At 60.1% G+C, this 17,800-nt stretch carries 16 protein-coding genes and 3 pseudogenes; 7 read left to right on the top strand and 12 right to left on the bottom strand.

What is annotated here, in order from left to right:
- Positions 1 to 157: 157 nt before the first annotated feature.
- Complete coding sequence (locus tag BLV61_RS25720; protein WP_090468290.1) at positions 158 to 868, bottom strand: glutathione binding-like protein; 711 nt, start codon at positions 866 to 868, stop codon at positions 158 to 160.
- A 356-nt stretch (positions 869 to 1,224) separates the two neighbouring features.
- Between BLV61_RS25720 and BLV61_RS25715 the strand changes: the two genes are divergently transcribed.
- Positions 1,225 to 1,899 carry a hypothetical protein gene (locus tag BLV61_RS25715; RefSeq protein ID WP_047527461.1) on the top strand — a complete coding sequence of 225 codons (675 nt, stop codon included), beginning with the start codon at positions 1,225 to 1,227 and terminating at the stop codon, positions 1,897 to 1,899.
- An 87-nt stretch (positions 1,900 to 1,986) separates the two neighbouring features.
- Here BLV61_RS25715 and mnmH read toward each other — a convergent pair whose 3' ends face one another.
- The 5 genes from mnmH to BLV61_RS25690 form a co-directional block, all read right to left on the bottom strand.
- On the bottom strand, positions 1,987 to 3,090 hold the full coding sequence (gene mnmH, locus BLV61_RS25710; protein ID WP_090468288.1) for a tRNA 2-selenouridine(34) synthase MnmH: 1,104 nt from the start codon (positions 3,088 to 3,090) through the stop codon (positions 1,987 to 1,989).
- Positions 3,090 to 4,124: a selenide, water dikinase SelD gene (gene selD, locus BLV61_RS25705; protein ID WP_047527459.1), complete on the bottom strand. Its 1,035-nt coding sequence runs from the start codon at positions 4,122 to 4,124 to the stop codon at positions 3,090 to 3,092. Before selD ends, mnmH begins: the two co-directional genes overlap by 1 nt.
- Positions 4,125 to 4,248: 124 nt before the next feature.
- A complete protein-coding gene (locus BLV61_RS25700; protein WP_090468286.1) occupies positions 4,249 to 5,205 on the bottom strand; it encodes a quinone oxidoreductase family protein in 957 nt (318 codons plus the stop codon).
- 30 nt (positions 5,206 to 5,235) lie between these two features.
- A complete protein-coding gene (locus BLV61_RS25695) occupies positions 5,236 to 5,409 on the bottom strand; it encodes a DUF1427 family protein (protein WP_081997842.1) in 174 nt (57 codons plus the stop codon).
- Between the two features lie 107 nt (positions 5,410 to 5,516).
- A complete protein-coding gene (locus BLV61_RS25690; RefSeq protein ID WP_090468283.1) occupies positions 5,517 to 6,296 on the bottom strand; it encodes an AraC family transcriptional regulator in 780 nt (259 codons plus the stop codon).
- A gap of 146 nt (positions 6,297 to 6,442) precedes the next feature.
- Here BLV61_RS25690 and BLV61_RS25685 point away from each other — a divergent pair, with 146 nt between their 5' ends.
- Together BLV61_RS25685 and BLV61_RS25680 are read left to right on the top strand one after the other, a co-directional pair.
- Complete coding sequence (locus tag BLV61_RS25685) at positions 6,443 to 6,670, top strand: DUF6555 family protein (protein ID WP_047527456.1); 228 nt, start codon at positions 6,443 to 6,445, stop codon at positions 6,668 to 6,670.
- A gap of 37 nt (positions 6,671 to 6,707) precedes the next feature.
- Entirely contained in the window at positions 6,708 to 6,980 is a 273-nt protein-coding gene (locus BLV61_RS25680) for a hypothetical protein (protein WP_090468281.1), read from the top strand.
- A 23-nt stretch (positions 6,981 to 7,003) separates the two neighbouring features.
- Here BLV61_RS25680 and BLV61_RS25675 read toward each other — a convergent pair whose 3' ends face one another.
- Positions 7,004 to 7,171 (bottom strand): metallothionein, encoded by a 168-nt coding sequence (locus BLV61_RS25675; RefSeq protein WP_047527454.1) that lies wholly within the window; start codon positions 7,169 to 7,171, stop codon positions 7,004 to 7,006.
- Between the two features lie 1,040 nt (positions 7,172 to 8,211).
- Here BLV61_RS25675 and BLV61_RS25670 point away from each other — a divergent pair.
- Positions 8,212 to 9,749 (top strand): IS3 family transposase gene (locus BLV61_RS25670; protein WP_090468279.1). Its coding sequence is split into 2 segments (ribosomal slippage): positions 8,212 to 8,662 and positions 8,662 to 9,749, totalling 1,539 coding nucleotides; the frame shifts between segments, so codons are not numbered across the junction.
- 153 nt (positions 9,750 to 9,902) lie between these two features.
- Here BLV61_RS25670 and BLV61_RS25665 read toward each other — a convergent pair.
- Both BLV61_RS25665 and BLV61_RS25660 read right to left on the bottom strand, forming a co-directional pair.
- Positions 9,903 to 10,361: a DMT family transporter gene (locus BLV61_RS25665; RefSeq protein WP_047527453.1), complete on the bottom strand. Its 459-nt coding sequence runs from the start codon at positions 10,359 to 10,361 to the stop codon at positions 9,903 to 9,905.
- Positions 10,361 to 10,855, bottom strand: a complete 495-nt coding sequence (locus BLV61_RS25660; RefSeq protein ID WP_047527452.1) for a DMT family transporter — start codon at positions 10,853 to 10,855, stop codon at positions 10,361 to 10,363. Before BLV61_RS25660 ends, BLV61_RS25665 begins: the two co-directional genes overlap by 1 nt.
- Positions 10,856 to 10,972: 117 nt before the next feature.
- On the opposite strand from BLV61_RS25660, the gene BLV61_RS25655 reads away from it, so the two are divergent.
- A complete protein-coding gene (locus BLV61_RS25655) occupies positions 10,973 to 11,908 on the top strand; it encodes a LysR family transcriptional regulator (protein WP_090468275.1) in 936 nt (311 codons plus the stop codon).
- 195 nt (positions 11,909 to 12,103) lie between these two features.
- Here the strand turns inward: BLV61_RS25655 and BLV61_RS32210 are convergent.
- From BLV61_RS32210 to BLV61_RS25645, 3 genes and pseudogenes are all read right to left on the bottom strand, one after another.
- Positions 12,104 to 12,694 (bottom strand): annotated as a pseudogene (locus BLV61_RS32210) (methyl-accepting chemotaxis protein); the annotation flags it as partial.
- A gap of 315 nt (positions 12,695 to 13,009) precedes the next feature.
- Positions 13,010 to 13,780: pseudogene (locus BLV61_RS32205) on the bottom strand (cache domain-containing protein); the annotation flags it as partial.
- 141 nt (positions 13,781 to 13,921) lie between these two features.
- Positions 13,922 to 15,238 carry a Na+/H+ antiporter family protein gene (locus BLV61_RS25645; RefSeq protein WP_090468271.1) on the bottom strand — a complete coding sequence of 439 codons (1,317 nt, stop codon included), beginning with the start codon at positions 15,236 to 15,238 and terminating at the stop codon, positions 13,922 to 13,924.
- Positions 15,239 to 15,588: 350 nt separating this feature from the next.
- Between BLV61_RS25645 and BLV61_RS32200 the strand changes: the two are divergent.
- Together BLV61_RS32200 and BLV61_RS32195 are read left to right on the top strand one after the other, a co-directional pair.
- Positions 15,589 to 16,878: pseudogene (locus BLV61_RS32200) on the top strand (methyl-accepting chemotaxis protein); the annotation flags it as partial.
- Positions 16,879 to 16,980: 102 nt separating this feature from the next.
- On the top strand, positions 16,981 to 17,736 hold the full coding sequence (locus tag BLV61_RS32195; RefSeq protein WP_425272129.1) for a methyl-accepting chemotaxis protein: 756 nt from the start codon (positions 16,981 to 16,983) through the stop codon (positions 17,734 to 17,736).
- Positions 17,737 to 17,800 lie beyond the last annotated feature (64 nt).

Raw genomic sequence — 17,800 nt, 5'->3', positions numbered from 1 at the left:
TCAAGATTGCGTTACTGCAATGGCAATAATCCTTTAACAAACACCAACCCCCTGTGGGAGCGAGCTTGCTCGCGAGGGCGTCGCGCCAGTCAATACATATGTTGACTGATACTCCGCCATCGCGAGCAGGCTCGCTCCTACAGGGGGATTGCGGTAATCAGTTGGAGATGGTTTTCGGAATTTCCAGCCCGCGCTTGACCGCCGGCCGCGCCAGGAATTTTTCCAGCACGCGGGTGACGTTGGGGAAGTTCTGGATGCCGACCAGATCGCCAGCCTCATAGAAACCGATCAGGTTGCGCACCCAGGGAAAGGTCGCGATATCGGCAATGGTGTAGCGCTCGCCCATGATCCAGTCACGACCTTCAAGGCGTTTGTCGAGGACGCCGAGCAGGCGTTTGCTTTCTTCGACATAGCGGTCACGGGGACGCTTGTCTTCGTAGTCCTTGCCGGCGAATTTATTGAAGAAGCCGAGTTGGCCGAACATCGGCCCGATGCCGCCCATCTGGAACATCAGCCACTGAATGGTCTCGTAGCGCGTAGCCCCTTCCCGGGCCAGCAACTGTCCACTCTTGTCAGCCAGATAAATCAGGATCGCGCCTGACTCGAATAACGGCAACGGCTGGCCGTCGGGGCCGTGAGGATCGAGGATGGCCGGGATCTTGTTGTTTGGGTTCAACGACAGGAACTGCGGCGACATTTGATCGTTGGTGTCGAACCCGACGCGGTGCGGCTCATAAGGCAAGCCGATCTCTTCGAGCATGATCGAAACCTTGACGCCGTTGGGGGTCGGCAAGGAGTACAGCTGAATCCACTCCGGGTACTGTGCGGGCCATTTTTGGGTGATGGGAAACGCAGACAAATCGATCATGGGAAGGATCCACGAGAAAATTGAAAGTAGTGATATTAATGCAGGCGTTGCGCTGTCGTTATCAATATCACTGATGTTGAAGATCAAGGGATTGCAGCCCTCGTCAGCCCCATAACCTGTACCGTATCCATAATTCAGCAACATCCTGTCGATAACCTTCGCTCCTGTCCGCTCCTGGTTGCCGGTAGATTGCTGCGCACTCCGCCGGAATCGAACCAAATGGGCATCAGCGGACTCTGAGCACCGCCCTTGTTGAAACGGACCGGCTCAACGACATGGAAAACACCCGACGCAGGAAATTCGTGGTGTAGAGGTTTGTCAGCCTTAACCGAATGCGCTGAAGAATCCTTTATTCCATGAAGAACTTTCTGAAACTCTGCCATCGCTTCAAACACCGCGCGTATCTATTCCTGCCCGCCCTGCTGGCGACCAGCGCGTTGTTTCTATCCCTGGAGTCTCGCGAAAGCCGCGCCCAACCGGCAGATGGCACCCAGACGCTGGTGTTCCTGCGTCATGCGGAAAAACCTGCCGGGGGCCTGGGCCAGCTCAATTGCCAGGGCTTGAACCGTGCGATCGATCTGGCCACCTTGCTTCCGGAAAAGTTCGGCAAGGCCAACTACGTGTTTGCCGCCAACCCGACGCGCAATGTCGAGGAAGGTGAACTGAACAATTCCTACAGCTACATCCGCCCATTGATGACCATCAGTCCCAGCGCGATCAAGCTCGGCTTGCCGGTCAACATCAATTTCTCGGCCAATGACACCAGCGACCTGGCCGATGAACTGCTTCAGAACAAGTATCACAACTCGGTCATCTACACCGCGTGGTCCCACGGCTACCTGCCGGAGTTGATCAACAAGGTCGCCGGGGAAGCGGTCGGCAAGAAACAGAAGATCACCGAAGACTGGGAGTCCAGCGACTATGACTCGCTCTTTGTGCTGACCCTGACCTGGCATAACGGCAAGGCCAGCCTGCAAAGCCACAGCTACAAGCAAGGGCTGGATAACGGGCCGCAGACCTGCCCGACCTGAGTTGAGCAGGGCCTGATCGGGCCTTTTGTGCACGCCACGGCCCCTGTGGGAGCGGGCTTGCCCGCGATGAGGCCGGCAAGACCACCGTCACCCTCGCTGACTACCGCGCTCGCGCAAATACCCCAATACCGCTTCACGATTCCCGGCAAACTCGATCCGCGCGCCCTTCTTTTCACGCTGAAAGGCATACATCGGATCGTAATACTCGGTCAGCAACCCCTCGATCCAGCCCCGGTGCAGATCCACCGAGCCGCTGCGACCCTGCTCCGCCAAGGCATCTTCCATCAGAATCAGCATCCGTCGATGGCGCTCGCCGCCCAGGCGCTTGTGCACGTTATTCAAACTCTCCAGCATCCGCTCGGAAAACAGCGCAAAACCTTCCTCGCCGCGCACCCGGATGAACTCTGCACACAGGTCCACCACGTAATCGCGCAGGATTCGCTCGACCCGGCCCTCCAGGCTGTCCTCGAGCCAGACCATCGGAAACTGCTGCATGCCCTGATAAAGCGGCAGAGGCAGTGCGCAACTGCCGATCGCGCGGCTCTCGTCTTCCAGCACGAATTGCTCGAGGCCCGCGGCGCGCTTCTTCAGCACATCCACCGCCAGGCGGTTTTCGAAATCGATATTGCAAGGTTGCCCCGTGGCGCGCTTGCCGAAACTGGAACCGCGATGATTGGCGTGCCCTTCAAGGTCCAGCCCGTTGCCCAGTTGCAGGAGTACTTCGGTCTTGCCGGTGCCCGTCATGCCCCCCAACAACACGAAATCGCACTGGGCCACCGCTTGATCAAGGGTATCGAGCAGAAAACTGCGCATGGCCTTATAGCCACCCGCGACTCGCCGGTAGTCGATACCCGCCTCGTCCCTGAGCCATTGCTGAACGATCTGCGAGCGCAACCCGCCGCGAAAACAGTACAAAAGCCCATCGGGATGAGCACGGGCAAAGTCGGCCCAGGCCTGGATGCGCTCGGCCTTGATTGCGCCAGATACCAGTTGATGACCCAGTTCGATGGCGGCTTGTTGACCCTGTTGCTTATAGCAAGTGCCAACCCGTTGCCGCTCGTGATCGTTCATCAGCGGCAAATTGACCACACCGGGAAACGAGCCCTTGAGAAACTCGACTGGCGCACGGGCATCCATCAGCGGCCGGTCGTTGAGGAAAATATCGCGGTAATCGGTGCAGTCGGCGAACATCAGGAGACCTCGACTGCATGGCTCTGTCGCTCGACCAATTCACCGATGGGCGCAAGGTTCAGGCCCATTTGCGCAGCGGTCGCCAGAAAAGTGTCATTACCCTCGGGCGTCACGGCGATCAACAGGCCTCCGCTGGTCTGCGGGTCGCATAACACGTTTTTGTGCAACGCCTGCAATCGCCCCAGTTTGCTGGCGTAGCTGTCGTAGTTACGCAAGGTCCCGCCGGGAATGCAGCCCTGCTCAAGGTAATACTCGACACCCGGCAGACGCGGCACGCGGTCATATTCGATAAGGGCGGTCAGCTGGCTGCCGTCGGCCATTTCCACCAGATGCCCCAATAGACCAAAACCGGTGACGTCGGTCATCGCGGTCACCCCGTCCAGCTTGCCAAAACGGCTGCCGGGTTTGTTCAGGGTGCACATCCAGTCCCGGGCCAGGCCAATGTCGGCATTGCGCAACTTGCCTTTCTTTTCGGCGGTGGTGAGGATGCCGATGCCCAAGGGCTTGGTGAGGTAAAGCAGGCAACCGGCCGTCGCCGTGTCGTTGCGCTTCATGTGACGCTTTTCCACCAGCCCGGTGACGGCCAGGCCAAAGATCGGCTCCGGTGCGTCGATGGAATGCCCGCCAGCCAACGGAATACCTGCTTCATCGCACACCGAACGGCCACCGCGAATCACTTCCCGGGCAATTTCCGGCGCCAGCACATTGACCGGCCAGCCCAGAATGGCGATGGCCATCAACGGGTCGCCACCCATGGCGTAGATGTCACTGATGGCATTGGTGGCAGCGATGCGGCCGAAATCGAAGGGATCGTCGACGATCGGCATGAAAAAGTCCGTGGTCGATACCACACCGCGTTCTTCGTCGATGGCATAGACCGCCGCGTCATCGCGCGAGGCGTTGCCAACCCAGAGCCTGGGGTCCAGATTCTGCGCCCCGCTGCCGGCGAGAATCACTTCCAGCACCTGGGGAGAAATCTTGCAACCGCATCCAGCTCCGTGGCTGTACTGGGTCAGGCGAATCGGCTCGCTCATGGGACACCTCGCAGGATTGGTGCCGTCGATTCTAGCAGAGCACCATTGCGGCAACGGATTGCAGCGCCAGTGGGAGAGAGCCTGCTCGCGAAGACAGGCTAGCCCGCTCCCACAGGGGTCGGCGTTATGGCAACAGGATCACCTTGTCACCGCTGCCTTGGTTGACCTCTGCATAACGTTCCAGACCTTCTGCCAATGGCGACTCGAACAGCCCCTGGGGCAACGGTAATAAGTCCTGATCGAAGAATTGACCGAACTGATCGAGCATCGCCGCGCACGCTTGCACCCCGTACAGCAACGAGTTGATACCGACCACCGAGCCGCCCTTGCGATACAGCGCCAGGGCCGGTAGCTGCACCATGCCATCCACCGGCGCGGCGATGATGGCGATGCGGCCAAAGGTGGCCAATGCCGCAACGGACGCCGGCAACCAGAAGCCGGTGGTGTCGAAAATCACGTCGGCGCCGCCCTTGAAGACGGCATTCACCTGAGCGCCCAGATCCTCGGGCTTGTCCAGTTGCAGCGTCTGAAAACCCTGGTCCTGCAGCTCCTTGACCTGCTCGGGCCGCCGCGCTGCCGCCAATACTTGGGCGCCACGCACCTTGGCCAACGCCAGCGCGGCACTGCCCACCGCGCCGCCGCCGATCACCAGCAAACGGGTTTCGGCAGTCACCAGGCTGCGCTCCAGTGCATCCCATGCCGTGGTGTAGGGCACGCCCAGACTGGCGGCCTGGGCAAAGCTCAAATGCGTGGGCTTGAGGGCGACGCCATTGGCCGGCAGTTTGACGAATTGCGCGTGGGAGCCATCGGCGAAAAAGCCCAGTTCGCGACCGGTACCCCAGACCTGTTGACCGACCAGCGCCTGCGGGCCTTCAACGACGATGCCGGCAAAGTCGCGACCAGGAATCCGCGGCAACGTGGTGTAGGGAAAACGTCCCAGCACGTTCTTCACATCGCTGGGGTTGAGCCCGGCCGCCTTGATTTCGACCAGCACTTCATCGGCGCCGGGAACGGGCGTAGCAACCTCGACGTAGCGCAGGGCCGAGAGGTCGCCGGTTTTGTCGAACTGCAATGCTTTCATGAGGGTTACCATCGAATGATCAGAGAAGGTTCAGGAGATCCAGCCGGCCACCAGCTCGCGGCCCATCGGCCAGAGCTTTTCGCCGGCCAGCATGCCGAGCAGGCCTACCAGTGCGATCGCCGGTGGTGCGGGGGAACGAAAATCCAGGGCGCCGTAGAGCAGACCGACACCCAGGCCGATCGCCAGTGAAATGAGGTAGTTCATGACAGACTCCGTGGGCAATTGGGATATGCCCGAAAGTCTAGTGCGCAGTGCCAACGAGTACCGGCCAAGTGCTTCTGAATTCCGGCCAAACACTGGTCCTGAAAACGTCAGTCCGGATGCTGACTGGCCGAAAACTGCGACGGCGCGACACCCAGTTCCCGACGGAACATGTCGCTGAAGCTGCTGGGCGAATAACCCAGTTCACGGGCGATGGCACTGACCGGCACCCCCTGAATCAACTCGGCCACCGCCGTCGCCAGTTGTACCTGGCGCCGCCATTCGGCAAAGCCCATGCCCAGGCCGTCCTTGAACAACCGCGCCAGGGTCCGCACGCTGGCGCCGGCGTTTTCCGCGTGTTGCTCGAAAGCGATGTCCAGCGACGGCGCGGCCATGACGGCCTGGCAAAGGTTCATCAGTCGCCGGTCAGAATCATCCGGAAGCGGGATCTTCAGCTGTGAACGCCGGGCCCGCTTGAGCTCCAGCAGCGCCAGTCCCACCAGTGCTTCGTAATACTCGGGCGCACCGTCGTCGCCCTGCTCCACCAGGCCGACGATCAGCTCGCGCAACAACCCGCCGACTTCGATGACCTGGACACTGGCGTCGAGTGTTGCCGCCAGCGATGGTCGCAAGTAGATGTTGCGCATTTGCAGGTCCGAGACCACGCGAATCCCGTGAGGCACACCGGGCGGCAACCAAACCGCCCGTTGCGGCGGCACCACCAGTGCCTCGTGAGGCGTCTCGACCCACATCACGCCACTCATCGCATACAGCAACTGCCCCCAGACATGCTCATGCGGCTCGATGAACAACCCGCGCGGATAAGTGCGCGCCAGCGGTTGCACGGGGACATCGGTGTCGCTCAAATCTGGCGGTGCGGCAAGGGCCATGGGCAGCAATCATTGGGGTTGGGAAAGGCTCAATGGTAACGAGGCCTTGAATTTGCCGCCAGCGGCTGCCACCGTCCGCCAATCCAACTGAATTTTCCGTTCGGCCCGTGATCCGTTTATGTACCACAGGGAGGAATACGGGCTATATGAACAATGCAAAACTCTTCGTCATTGAATACACCCTTCATGGCGTCCCCAAATCGTTCATTATCCGTCTGGACAAAATGGACAACGCAGAAGCCTGGCATTGGGCGAGCTGCGACGCGGGAGTCGGCCGGATACCGCGCTTTGGCCGGGAAAAGGTGCAAAAGACCAGTAAGCCGATGGCTGAGAAATTCGGCGTGGAAAACGTCAAGTGGCGGCCGGCTAACTGATGCCCGGCACGCGACAGGATTGGAGGGGGCCAAGCACATGACTCTGATCAGCAGCCCTGCGCATCTCGACTATGGTCTGGATACGCTGTTTGGCCGCATCACCAAAAGCGCCGAGTGCCAGGTTGGCCTGGAACAGGTCGTAAACGACCCGACCTGCTTCGCGATTCGCGTTCCGCCGCCGCTGCCGGAAGATCTCGAGCAGGCCAAGACTGTCGTGCTCAGGGTCGAAGGACGCCGCCTGTCGGGCACCGTCCGACACACCGAACGCCTCGACGATAACAGCCTGAAACTGGACGTGGAGCCCGACTAGGCTCCACTTTCAACGTAAACGAACTATTTGGCGTGGGCGCACTTGCAGCCCTTGCTGGAACATTCTTCACCGTGCTCGTGGTGCTTGGCGCAGGCCTCGCAGCAATAGTGCTTGCCGTGGCGCGCAATCGGATGCGCGCCCAGCTTGCACGAACATTTCGGGCAATCGCAGATACTGTCACTGTTGATCATGAGCCTGACTCCTGAGGTAGTGGTCGTCGGGGCGAGAAGAACAACCCGTGTTACCAGTGTAGGCTGGTGGACCGTTATCGTCGGAACGCCGCCCGGGGCAGGCTCGCGTCCACAGTAGGTCCGGTAAACCTGCGGGTGATGGGTCGGCTGGCAGGCCGCCATCGCTGGCAGGCCAGCTCCCACAGTAAGTCGGGTGCATCTGCGGGTGATTGGTTGGCTGTCAGGCCGCCATCGCTGGCAGGTCTGCTCCCGCGGTAAGTCGGGTGCATCTGCGGGTGATTGGTCGGCTGTCAGGCCGCCATCGCTGGCAGGTCTGCTCCCGCGGTAAGTCGGGTGCATCTGCGGGTGATTGGTCGGCTGTCAGGCCGCCATCGCTGGCAGGTCTGCTCCCACAGTAGATTGAGTACAGCTGCAGGTGATGGGTTGGCTGTCAGGCCGCCTTCGCTGGCAAGCCAGCTCCCACAGTAGGTCGGGTACATTTGCAGGTGATGGGTCGGCTGTCAGGCCGCCTTCGCTGGCAGGCCAGCTCCCACAGTAGATTGAGTACAGCTGCAGGTGATGGGTCGGCTGTCAGGCCGCCATCGCTGGCAGGCCAGCTCCCACAGTAGATTGAGTACAGCTGCAGGTGATGGGTCGGCTGTCAGGCCGCCTTCGCTGGCCAGCCAGCTCAGAAAAGCAAGTCGGCGTACACCCACCCGCTCCTCACCACTCATCAGGCCGAGCGTTAGCTCGCCTGCAGCTCTTGATCTTGATCCACCCGCCCCTTCGGAAGGCTGAGTGGAGGTGTTCATCCGGGGAGTGGCGCGTAGCGCCGTTCGACGCAGTCGAACACGCTGCATGTAGGTCGTCGCGAAGCAGACCGGAGGGCAGTGTCCCCGGATGGATACCGCAGCGAAGGAACGCCGAGCCCCAGCGAGGGGCCGGACGCTCGGGGCGAGCCTTTTTTTGCTTATCTTTTTTTTGGCGTTTCCCTCCGTGTCAGGCTACCTGTCGCCCTTGTTGATTGACTCGTTCATTCAAGAGGGCGAAGGTGCATAACAATGTCCAAGTTAGGTAAACGCTACGACAACGACTTCAAAGACTGGGTCGTTTTGCAAATGATGCCGCCCCTCAATCGATCAGTGGCAGAACTTGCCGTTGCGCTCAATCTCACACCACAGTCACTGCGAAATTGGAGACAAATGGCTAGAGATAAAGGCTTGATCGTGCCGGGAAACGGCAAGACCAGCGACCAATGGTCTAGCGCCGATAAATTCAATGCTGTCATGGAAACCGGGCCGTTGAGCGAGGTGGAGATCTCTCAGTATTGCCGAATTAAAGGCATTTACCCTGAGCAAATCCAGCAGTGGCGACTGGCATGCCAAAACGCCAATCCGGTCGTTGATCTCAACTCCCGAACCTCTAAGACGGCCGAGCAACGGCGTATCAAAATACTTGAGCGTCAATTGATACAGTCTGACGCCGGACGTGCGGAGGCGGTGGCTTTGCTGGAACTCAGAAAAAAAGCCAATGCGATCTGGGGCAAGGACAAGGAAGACTGATCAACGCCTCTGATCGTACGCAAGCCATGAAGTTGATTGCGGACGCGGTGCTCAATGGTGCTCGCCGATATCAAGCCTGTAATGAACTGGGGCTGAGCCTGCGAACAGTTCAACGCTGGCGACACGCGGACTGTGATGGACGACTGTTAGCTCAACGGGCAGCTCCGGCCAACAAGTTCAGTGATACAGAGCGCCAAGCGGTGCTTGATGCTGCCAATCAGGCTGGCTACGCCAGCCTCACCCCGCACCAAATCGTTCCAAAACTGGCTGATGAAGGTATCTACCTGGCTTCGGAGTCGACGTTTTACCGTGTGTTAAAAGCCGCTAATCAAAACGTGCGTCGCGGCCGAGCCAAAGCCCCGAAACGCAGGGTGCTGACAACGCATCGCGCAGACGCTCCCAATCAGGTTTGGTGCTGGGATATCACTTGGCTGCCCAGCACTGTCAGAGGTCGTTTTTTCTATTGGTACATGGTCAAGGATGTCTACAGCCGCAAGCTGGTAGCCAATGAAGTGCATGAGGTGGAATGTGCCGAACACGCGTGTGAGCTGCTTAGAAAGGGATGCTTGCGTGAACATACAGCGGGTCGTCCGTTGGTCCTGCACTCGGATAACGGCCACGTCATGAGAGGTTCCTTGTTACGCGAAAGCATGATTGCCCTGGGCGTCGAGCCATCCTTTAGTCGACCAAGGGTGAGCAATGACAACGCTTACGCCGAAGCACTTTTCCGTACCGCAAAGTACTGCCCCCTCTGGCCGGATCAACCATTTGATACGGTTACTGAGGCAAGGCTTTGGGTGCAGAAATTTATCGAGTGGTACAACGAAGATCACCGCCACAGTGCCCTGAAATACGTGACGCCAAACGAGCGGCACGAAGGCAAAGCAACGGCTCTATTACAAGCTAGGACAGTGCTTTATGAGGATGCCAGGGAGGTTAATCCGAGCCGCTGGAGCACTCGAACACGCAACTGGAAGCTGGCAGATGCGGTGTATTTAAACCCAGAGCGCCCTGAAATTAAGGACGCAACGGGCTAACAACTGTAGGACTAAGGCGACAGTTACCTTGACACGTACCGGTTTGAAAAAAAAGTAAGTCGCCGTAAGGGCGAAACCGTCAGCCGCCGTTACCGCAGCAACGGATATGTACACAACCAACCCAAAACCTGGTCGGCCCAGAGGCCGCCAAGGTCACCCCCGACACCGCACACTACTGCGATACATGAACACCAGGGCCAACCCCAAAAGCCCCATCGCCAACACCCGACTCCCAGACAACTCGATCGCCGGATTCCCCAACCAACCGAAATTATCAATCAGCATCCCCATCCCCAACTGCCCGACAATCACCGCCACCGTCGCCACCGCAGTCCCCACCCGTGGCACCGCGCCCACCATCACCATCATGTAGACGACACCGAACAACGCCCCGCTCAGCTGCCATTTCGGCACGTCCAGCAAACTCACCGCATGCGCTGGCTCAAAAAACAGAATCAGCAACCCGGTACTCACCGCCCCCACCACGAAGGTCAGCAAACTGCTGCGCAACACACCGACCGTTTCGCCGAGTCGACCATTGATAGCCGCTTGCACACTCAACACCGCACCGGCAGCCACGACCACCGCCAACAAAATAATCAGATTCATCATCAACCCCGGGCGATCAGAACAAGTGCCGCCACAATCAGCAGCAAGGCCAGCCAACGTTCACCGTTGACCTTTTTGCGAGTCGCGCCAAACCAGCCGAAATGATCGATCAAGACGCTTTTGCCGACTTGCCCGGACAGGATCGCGATCATGGTCATGGCAATACCGATATGCGGCGTGGCCAGCGTCAGCACCACCACGTAGATCGGCCCGAGAAAACCGCCGATCAATTGCCAGCGCGGCAGTTCGCCCAAGGCAGGCCCCTGTTGCCGGCCGCTGAACAACAGCAGCAAGAACAGAATCGCCGAGCCCACACCGAAAATGCTCAAGGTCGCCCACAAGTGCCCGACCTGTGCACCCAGCGGTCCAAGCAACCCGGCCTCCACGGACAGGCCCATGCCGGCCAGGATCACCAGCGGCAACAGCAACAACCGCTGCCCCGATCCGGTCGCCGGCGTTGTGTCAACGTCCGCGTGATTGATTGAAGAAGTTTGCATAAAGAGCCCCCGTGAAATGGATCAAAACGTCAGGCGGGCATTATCGATTGGCGCATCTGTGCGATAAATGGGAGCATGCCGACAACACTTTTGCGTAACACGCACAGCAGGTCGCTTATGCACGGCTTCAACGAACTCGGATTCAAGGCACTTCGGCTGTTTGTCGCGGTACTCGACCATGGCAGTTTTTCCGAAGTGGCGCGCCGTGAGGGCCTGGCGCCCTCTTCGATCTCCCGGCAGATCCAATTGATGGAGCAGGCCCTGAACCAACAATTGCTTTACCGCCACACCCGCGCCGTCACCCCCACCGAAGCGGGGCGCATGCTCGGTCATCATGCGCGGTTGGTGCTGGTGCAACTGGAGGAAGCGGAGCAAGCCCTGCAGGAACAACAAAGCGAACCCAGTGGACTGGTACGGATCAACGCGCCGGTGGTGTTCGGCCAACGCCACCTGACGCCCTGGTTGGGGCAGTTGTACGCGCGCTACCCGAAGCTGCAACTGGACATCCAGCAGACCGACAGTTACGTCGACCCGTTGCAGGAAGGCGCCGACCTGCTGTTTCGCATAGGGCCGCTGCACGACTCCAGCATGCAGGCGCGGATTCTTGCGCCCCACCGTTTCCAGGTCGCGGCAAGCCCTGCTTATCTGGAGCGCCATGGCACACCACAGCATCCCGATGAACTCGCCAGACATCAATGCCTGGCCTATAAGGGCGTCACCGGCCAGCAGCGCTGGTTTTTCCGAAAGGGCCAGCAAACGTGGACGCCCTACTCGGTGAGGGGACCGATCACCGGCAACCACGCCGATACCCTGACCCAAGCCGCCGAACAGGGGCTGGGGCTGGTGATGTTTCCATCGTGGTTGATCGGTGAAGCGGTGCGCAACGGCACGCTGGTGCCGGTGCTGGGGAACTATCAAGTGTCCAACAGCCTTGAGCCGCAGCAGATTGCCGTGCTCTGGCCCGGTAGCCGACGCCTGTCGGTGAAGGTCAGGACGGTGATCGACTTCTTTGTCGAATGTTTTGGTGCAGTGCCGTATTGGGACAGGCCCTAGCAGGCTTTCTTATAGAAGCCTGCTTGCCGGTTCCTATAACTATTACGTGACCGAGACCGTCCCCTGTAGGCGCTGGCTTGTCAGGTCGCCGCATCGCAGCGATGGTCGTCAACGATCACGCGGGTGACCTGATTAAACGCGTCGCCCTTGAGTCCATCGCCAGCAGGCTGGCGCCTACAGGGTCAGGGTGGCTGGTCAGATGCGGAACTGCCCGACCAGATTGCCCAAGCGCTGCCCCAGCTCCGCCAGACTGCGCGAGGTTTGCGCACCCAGCTGGGTTTCATCGGCGACGTTGTCCACCGCCACCGCGATCTGATGCACGCTGCGGTTGATCTCTTCGGCCACGGCGGTCTGCTCTTCTGCGGCGCTGGCGATCTGTGCGTTCATCGAATTGATGGTAGCAATCAACTGGGCCATGGTATCGAGCGACGCGCCCGCTTCGTTGGCCTGGGCCGAGGTGCCGTCGCCGGCTTCACTGGAACGGCGCATCGCTTCCACCGCTGACTGGGTGCCGGCCTGCAAGCGGTCGATCATGCCCTGGATTTCCTGGGTACTGATTTGCGTGCGGCTGGCCAGTGCCCGTACTTCATCGGCCACCACTGCGAATCCGCGACCAGCCTCACCGGCGCGCGCCGCTTCAATGGCCGCATTGAGCGCCAGCAGGTTGGTTTGTTCGGCAATCGAACGGATCACCCCGAGCACGCTGACAATCGACGACACGTCTTTTTGCAAGCTGTCGAGGGACACACCGCTGCTACGAATGTCGTCCACCAACGCATGAATCTTCACGATGCTGCCAGCCACCACACGCTTGGCGGCCTGGCCTTCTTCGTCGGTCTGCTGGGCGGCCACTGCCGCGTTTTGCGCACTCTTGGCCACTTCCTGAGCTGCCGCCGACATTTCATTGATCGCCGTGGCGACTTGATCAGTCTCGTGACGCTGACGCTCCATGGCCTGGTCCGAACGGTGCGCCTGATCGGAAACCTGATGCACCAACCCGGTCAGCTGCGTGGTCATTTCGGTGATCTGGCGCACCAGGCCGTGGATCTTGTCGACAAAACGGTTGAACGAACCGGCCAGTTGGCCCAGCTCATCCTGGCTGGTGATGGTCAGGCGACGGGTCAGGTCGCCCTCGCCCGCCGCAATATCGTCCAGGTTGGCTTTCATCAGGTTCAGCGGACGCAGAATGGTATTGGCCAGCAGCATCCCGGCGGCGGCGATCACCAGCAGCACCACCACGGCGACGCCGACGATGCTCAGCACAACACCTTCCATGCGTTCCTGAACCTTGGCCTCAACCACCGCGACTTGCGCCTCGATGCCGTCCAGGTTCACCGAAGTACCCACCGCCATGTCCCACTTCGACAGGTATTCGGTGTATCCGAGCTTGGGCACCAGCACCTGGTTGTTGCTGGGCAGCGGCGAGCTGTATTGCAGGTAGTGAGTACCGTCCTTCGCGACCTTCACCAGATCACGGTTGACGTAGACGCCGTTCGGGTCGCGGTTGTCCTTGAAGCTCTGGCCCACGCCTTCGGGGCTGTTGGCCTTGAACAGCCGCACGGTGTTGGAGTCGTAGCCGAAGAAGTAGCCTTCCTTCCCGTAGGCGATGCTCGACAGCAGCTTGATCGCCTGGGCCCGCGCCGCGTCATCGCCAGGGGCTGCCGCGTCGTAGAGCGGTTTGATCGCGGTCATGGCCACGGCAACGTAGCTTTGCAGGGTGGCCTTGGCATCGCTGAGCAGGCGTTCGCGGGTTTCTTCGACTTCGTGGCGAGCCTGTGCCTGCAGGATGAATAACGTGGTCAGGCTAATGACCAGCGCAAAGAGCAACACCGGGAGGACGGCAAGGGACAGGACTTTGGCCTTCAGGCTCATGCGCATGACGTTCACTCTTTTTTGATTTTATTGGCGTGGTTAAAGGCGTTAACGGCAGGCCAGGTCAAAAGTTGAACACGTTCATCGGGAGCACTGGAGCCCCCCTGTGGGAGCGAGCTGGCTCCCACAGGGGTTGCGGTTTTACAGCACCATCGCCGCCACCCAGCCAAACGCGAGCAATGGCAGGTTGTAGTGCAGGAAGGTCGGGACCACGGTGTCCCAGATGTGGTGATGCTGGCCGTCGATGTTCAAACCGGAGGTCGGGCCGAGGGTCGAGTCCGAGGCTGGCGAACCGGCGTCGCCGAGTGCGCCGGCGGTGCCGACGATGCAGACGATTGCCAGCGGGCTGAAACCCAATTGCACGCACAGCGGCACGAAGATCGCCGCCAGAATGGGCACGGTGGAAAACGACGAACCGATGCCCATGGTCACCAACAGCCCCACCAGCAACATCAACAAGGCGCCGATGCCTTTACTGTGGTCGATCCAGGACGCCGACGATTCGACCAGCGTCTGCACTTCACCGGTGGCCTTCATCACTTCGGCGAACCCTGAGGCGGCGATCATGATGAAGCCGATCATCGCCATCATCTTCATGCCTTCGGTGAACAGGTCATCGGTGTCGCGCCATTTGACGATGCCCGACACCGAAAAAATCAGGAAACCCACCAGTGCACCGATGATCATCGAGTCCAGCAGCAGTTGCACAATGAAAGCGGCGGCAATCGCCACCCCGGCCACCATCAGGCTCAGCGGGTTGTACTGCACCGCGACCTGCTCGACTTGCTCGATTTTCTCCAGGTCATAGACGCGCTTCTTGCGATAACTGATAAACGCGATCAGCAGGCCCGCCACCATGCCCAGCGCCGGAATGCCCATGGCGTGGGTAACATTGATGCCCGTGATGTCCACGCCGCTGCGGGCCACGTTGGCCAGCAGGATTTCATTGAGGAAGATGTTGCCGAAGCCCACCGGCAGGAACATGTAAGGCGTAATCAAGCCGAAGGTCATCACGCAGGCGATCAGCCGGCGATCCAGTTGAAGCTTGGTCAGCACATAAAGCAGCGGCGGCACCAGCAACGGGATAAAGGCGATATGAATCGGCAGAATATTCTGCGAGGCAATGGCCACCACCCACAGCAACCCGATCAGCAACCACTTGACCTGACCACCCCCGCTGGCGTGCTGGCGATCGACCATCGCCAACGCCTTGTCGGCCAGGGCATGGGCCAGGCCAGACTTGGCAATGGCCACGGCAAACGCACCGAGCAATGCGTAGGACAGCGCCACCGTCGCCCCGCCGCCGAGGCCACTGTTGAAGGCCTTGAGCGTCGCGTCGATGCCAAGACCGCCGGTCAGGCCACCCACCAGCGCACCGACGATCAGCGCGATGACCACATGCACGCGGGACAGGCTGAGTATCAGCATGATGCCGACCGCGGCAATCACTGCATTCATTTCATTACCTCGAGACAAACGGAAAGAGTCCGTCCGGCAGTCTGCGTGAGCCGCCAGCGGATAAAGGAATGGGTTTTATTAGAGGGCGCGCACTGTGCCGCAGACTCGCCCTCGTGTCAAAGCGCCCAAGCCCTGCGCAGATGTAACGGCATATGAATACCTGCAGGAGCGAGCCAGCTCGCGAAGCGCATGAGAGCACCGAGGGGTATCCGCTTTCCATCGTGATCGTTGGCGACCATCGCGAGCAGGCTCGCTTCTACAGGGAGATCGACAATAGACGGGATAAAGAAACCAGAAACTCGGCCGTTACAGTTCAAAGTCGCAGATAAATATCGAATAAGGACGTCTCCATGTCACTCAAGCAACTGTCCATTCAATGGAAAATCACCCTGCTGGCCGGGCTTTGCCTGGCGGGCATCGTGACCCTGCTGGTGGGTCTTTCGCTGTATCGCATGGAGACCAGCTCGGAATTGGTGAAAGCCTCAAGCATGGAAATGCTGACCGAATCCGCCCAGGCACGGATCGAGTCCCAGGGTGAAAACCAGGCGCTGGGCATTCGCCAGCAGTTCATGGACGCCTATCAATATGGCAACGGTTTTTCACGCCAGGTGCTGTTTCTGCGCGACCAGGCCGAAAAGCGCTTTCTCGATGCCTTCGACTTGCGCGAAGACCTGACCCGCCAGGTCAAGGCGACACTGCAAGCCAACCCTGAACTGCTCGGCCTGGCCCTGGTGTTCGAGCCCAACGGCCTGGATGGCAAGGACGAACTGTTTGCCGGCCAGAGTGACGTCGGCAGCAATGAAAAGGGGCGTTTTGCCTTGTACTGGTCGCAACCGACGCCAGGCCAGCTGACCTCCATGCCACTGCCGGAAAAAGACATCGCCGACACCAGCACCGGCCCCAGCGGCGAAGCGGCCAACGCCTGGTTCACCTGCCCGCGCACCACCCTCAAGCCCTGCGTGATCGAGCCCTACTTCTATACGATCGACGGCCAGAACGTGCTGATGACCAGTATCGTTTTCCCGCTGATGCTTAACGGCAAGCTCATCGCCTCGCTGTCGGTGGACATCAACCTCAACAGCCTGCAAACGATCAGCCAGAACGCCAGCAAAAAGCTCTATGACGGCCAGACCAGCGTCAGCATTCTCAGCCCGGCCGGTTTGCTCGCCGGCTACAGCCCCGACGCCAGCAAACTCAGCCAGCGCCTGGAAACCGTGGACAAGACCAACGGTGCCGAGCTGGTACGCATGCTCGCCGCCAGCAGCAAGACCGCCAGCCTGCACAGTCAGCAACAGCTCAAGGTGCTGTCACCGTTCCAGCCGATTCCCGGTGGCAAAACCTGGGGCGTATTGCTCGACGTCCCGGAAAAAGTGTTGATTGGCCCCGCCGAAGCGCTGAAAAAGCAACTGGATGAAAGCAACACCGCCGGCACCCTGACGGAACTCGGATTGGGCGTTCTGGCGGCGTTGATTGGCCTGCTCCTGGTATGGCTGATGGCTCGCAGCGTGACCCGACCGATCCTCGGCGTGGCGCACATGCTCGAAGACATCGCCAGCGGCGAAGGCGACCTGACTCGACGCCTGGCCTACGACAAACAGGATGAACTGGGTCAGTTGGCCGGCTGGTTCAACCGTTTCCTCGACAAGCTGCAGCCGATCATCGCCGAGGTCAAACGCTCGGTGCAGGACGCCCGCAGCACTGCGGACCAGTCCTCCGCCATCGCCACCCAGACCAGCGCCGGCATGGAGCAGCAATACCGGCAGGTGGATCAGGTCGCGACCGCTTCCCACGAAATGAGCGCCACCGCCCAGGACGTAGCCCGCAGCGCCGCACAAGCGGCACAGGCTGCGCGGGATGCCGATCAGGCGACCCGTCAGGGCCTGACCGTGATCGACCGTACCACCGCCAGCATCGACAACCTCGCCGCCGACATGAGCGCGGCAATGGTGCAAGTCGAAGGCCTGGCGGCCAACAGCGAGAAAATCGGTTCGGTGCTGGAAGTGATCCGCGCCATCGCCGAACAGACCAACCTGCTGGCGCTCAACGCGGCCATCGAAGCGGCCCGTGCCGGTGAAGCGGGCCGTGGTTTTGCCGTGGTCGCCGATGAAGTGCGTAACCTGGCGCGACGTACTCAGGAGTCGGTGGAAGAAACCCGCCTGGTGATCGAACAACTGCAAAGCGGTACTCAGGAAGTGGTCGGTTCGATGGGCAACAGCCATCGACTGGCCCAGGGCAGCGTCGATCAGGTCGGCCAGGCCGTGACCGCGCTGCGCCAGATCGGCGATGCCGTGACAGTGATCAGTGACATGAACCTGCAGATTGCCAGCGCCGCCGAAGAACAAAGCGCGGTGGCCGAGGAGATCAACAACAACGTGGCAACCATTCGTGATGTGACGGAATCGCTGTCGGGTCAGGCCAACGAGTCGGCGCGGGTGAGCCAGTCGCTCAATAGCCTGGCGAATCAGCAGCAGAGCCTGATGGATCAGTTCCGCGTCTGACCCCGCCCCCCCCCTGTAGGAGCGAGCCTGCTCGCGATGGAGTATCAGTTGCCACCTCGGTGAC

The organism is Pseudomonas mohnii (assembly GCF_900105115.1).
Lineage (GTDB): Bacteria > Pseudomonadota > Gammaproteobacteria > Pseudomonadales > Pseudomonadaceae > Aquipseudomonas > Aquipseudomonas mohnii.
Note: the sequence above shows the minus strand (reverse complement) of the source record. Positions and strands in the feature narration are given on the sequence as shown.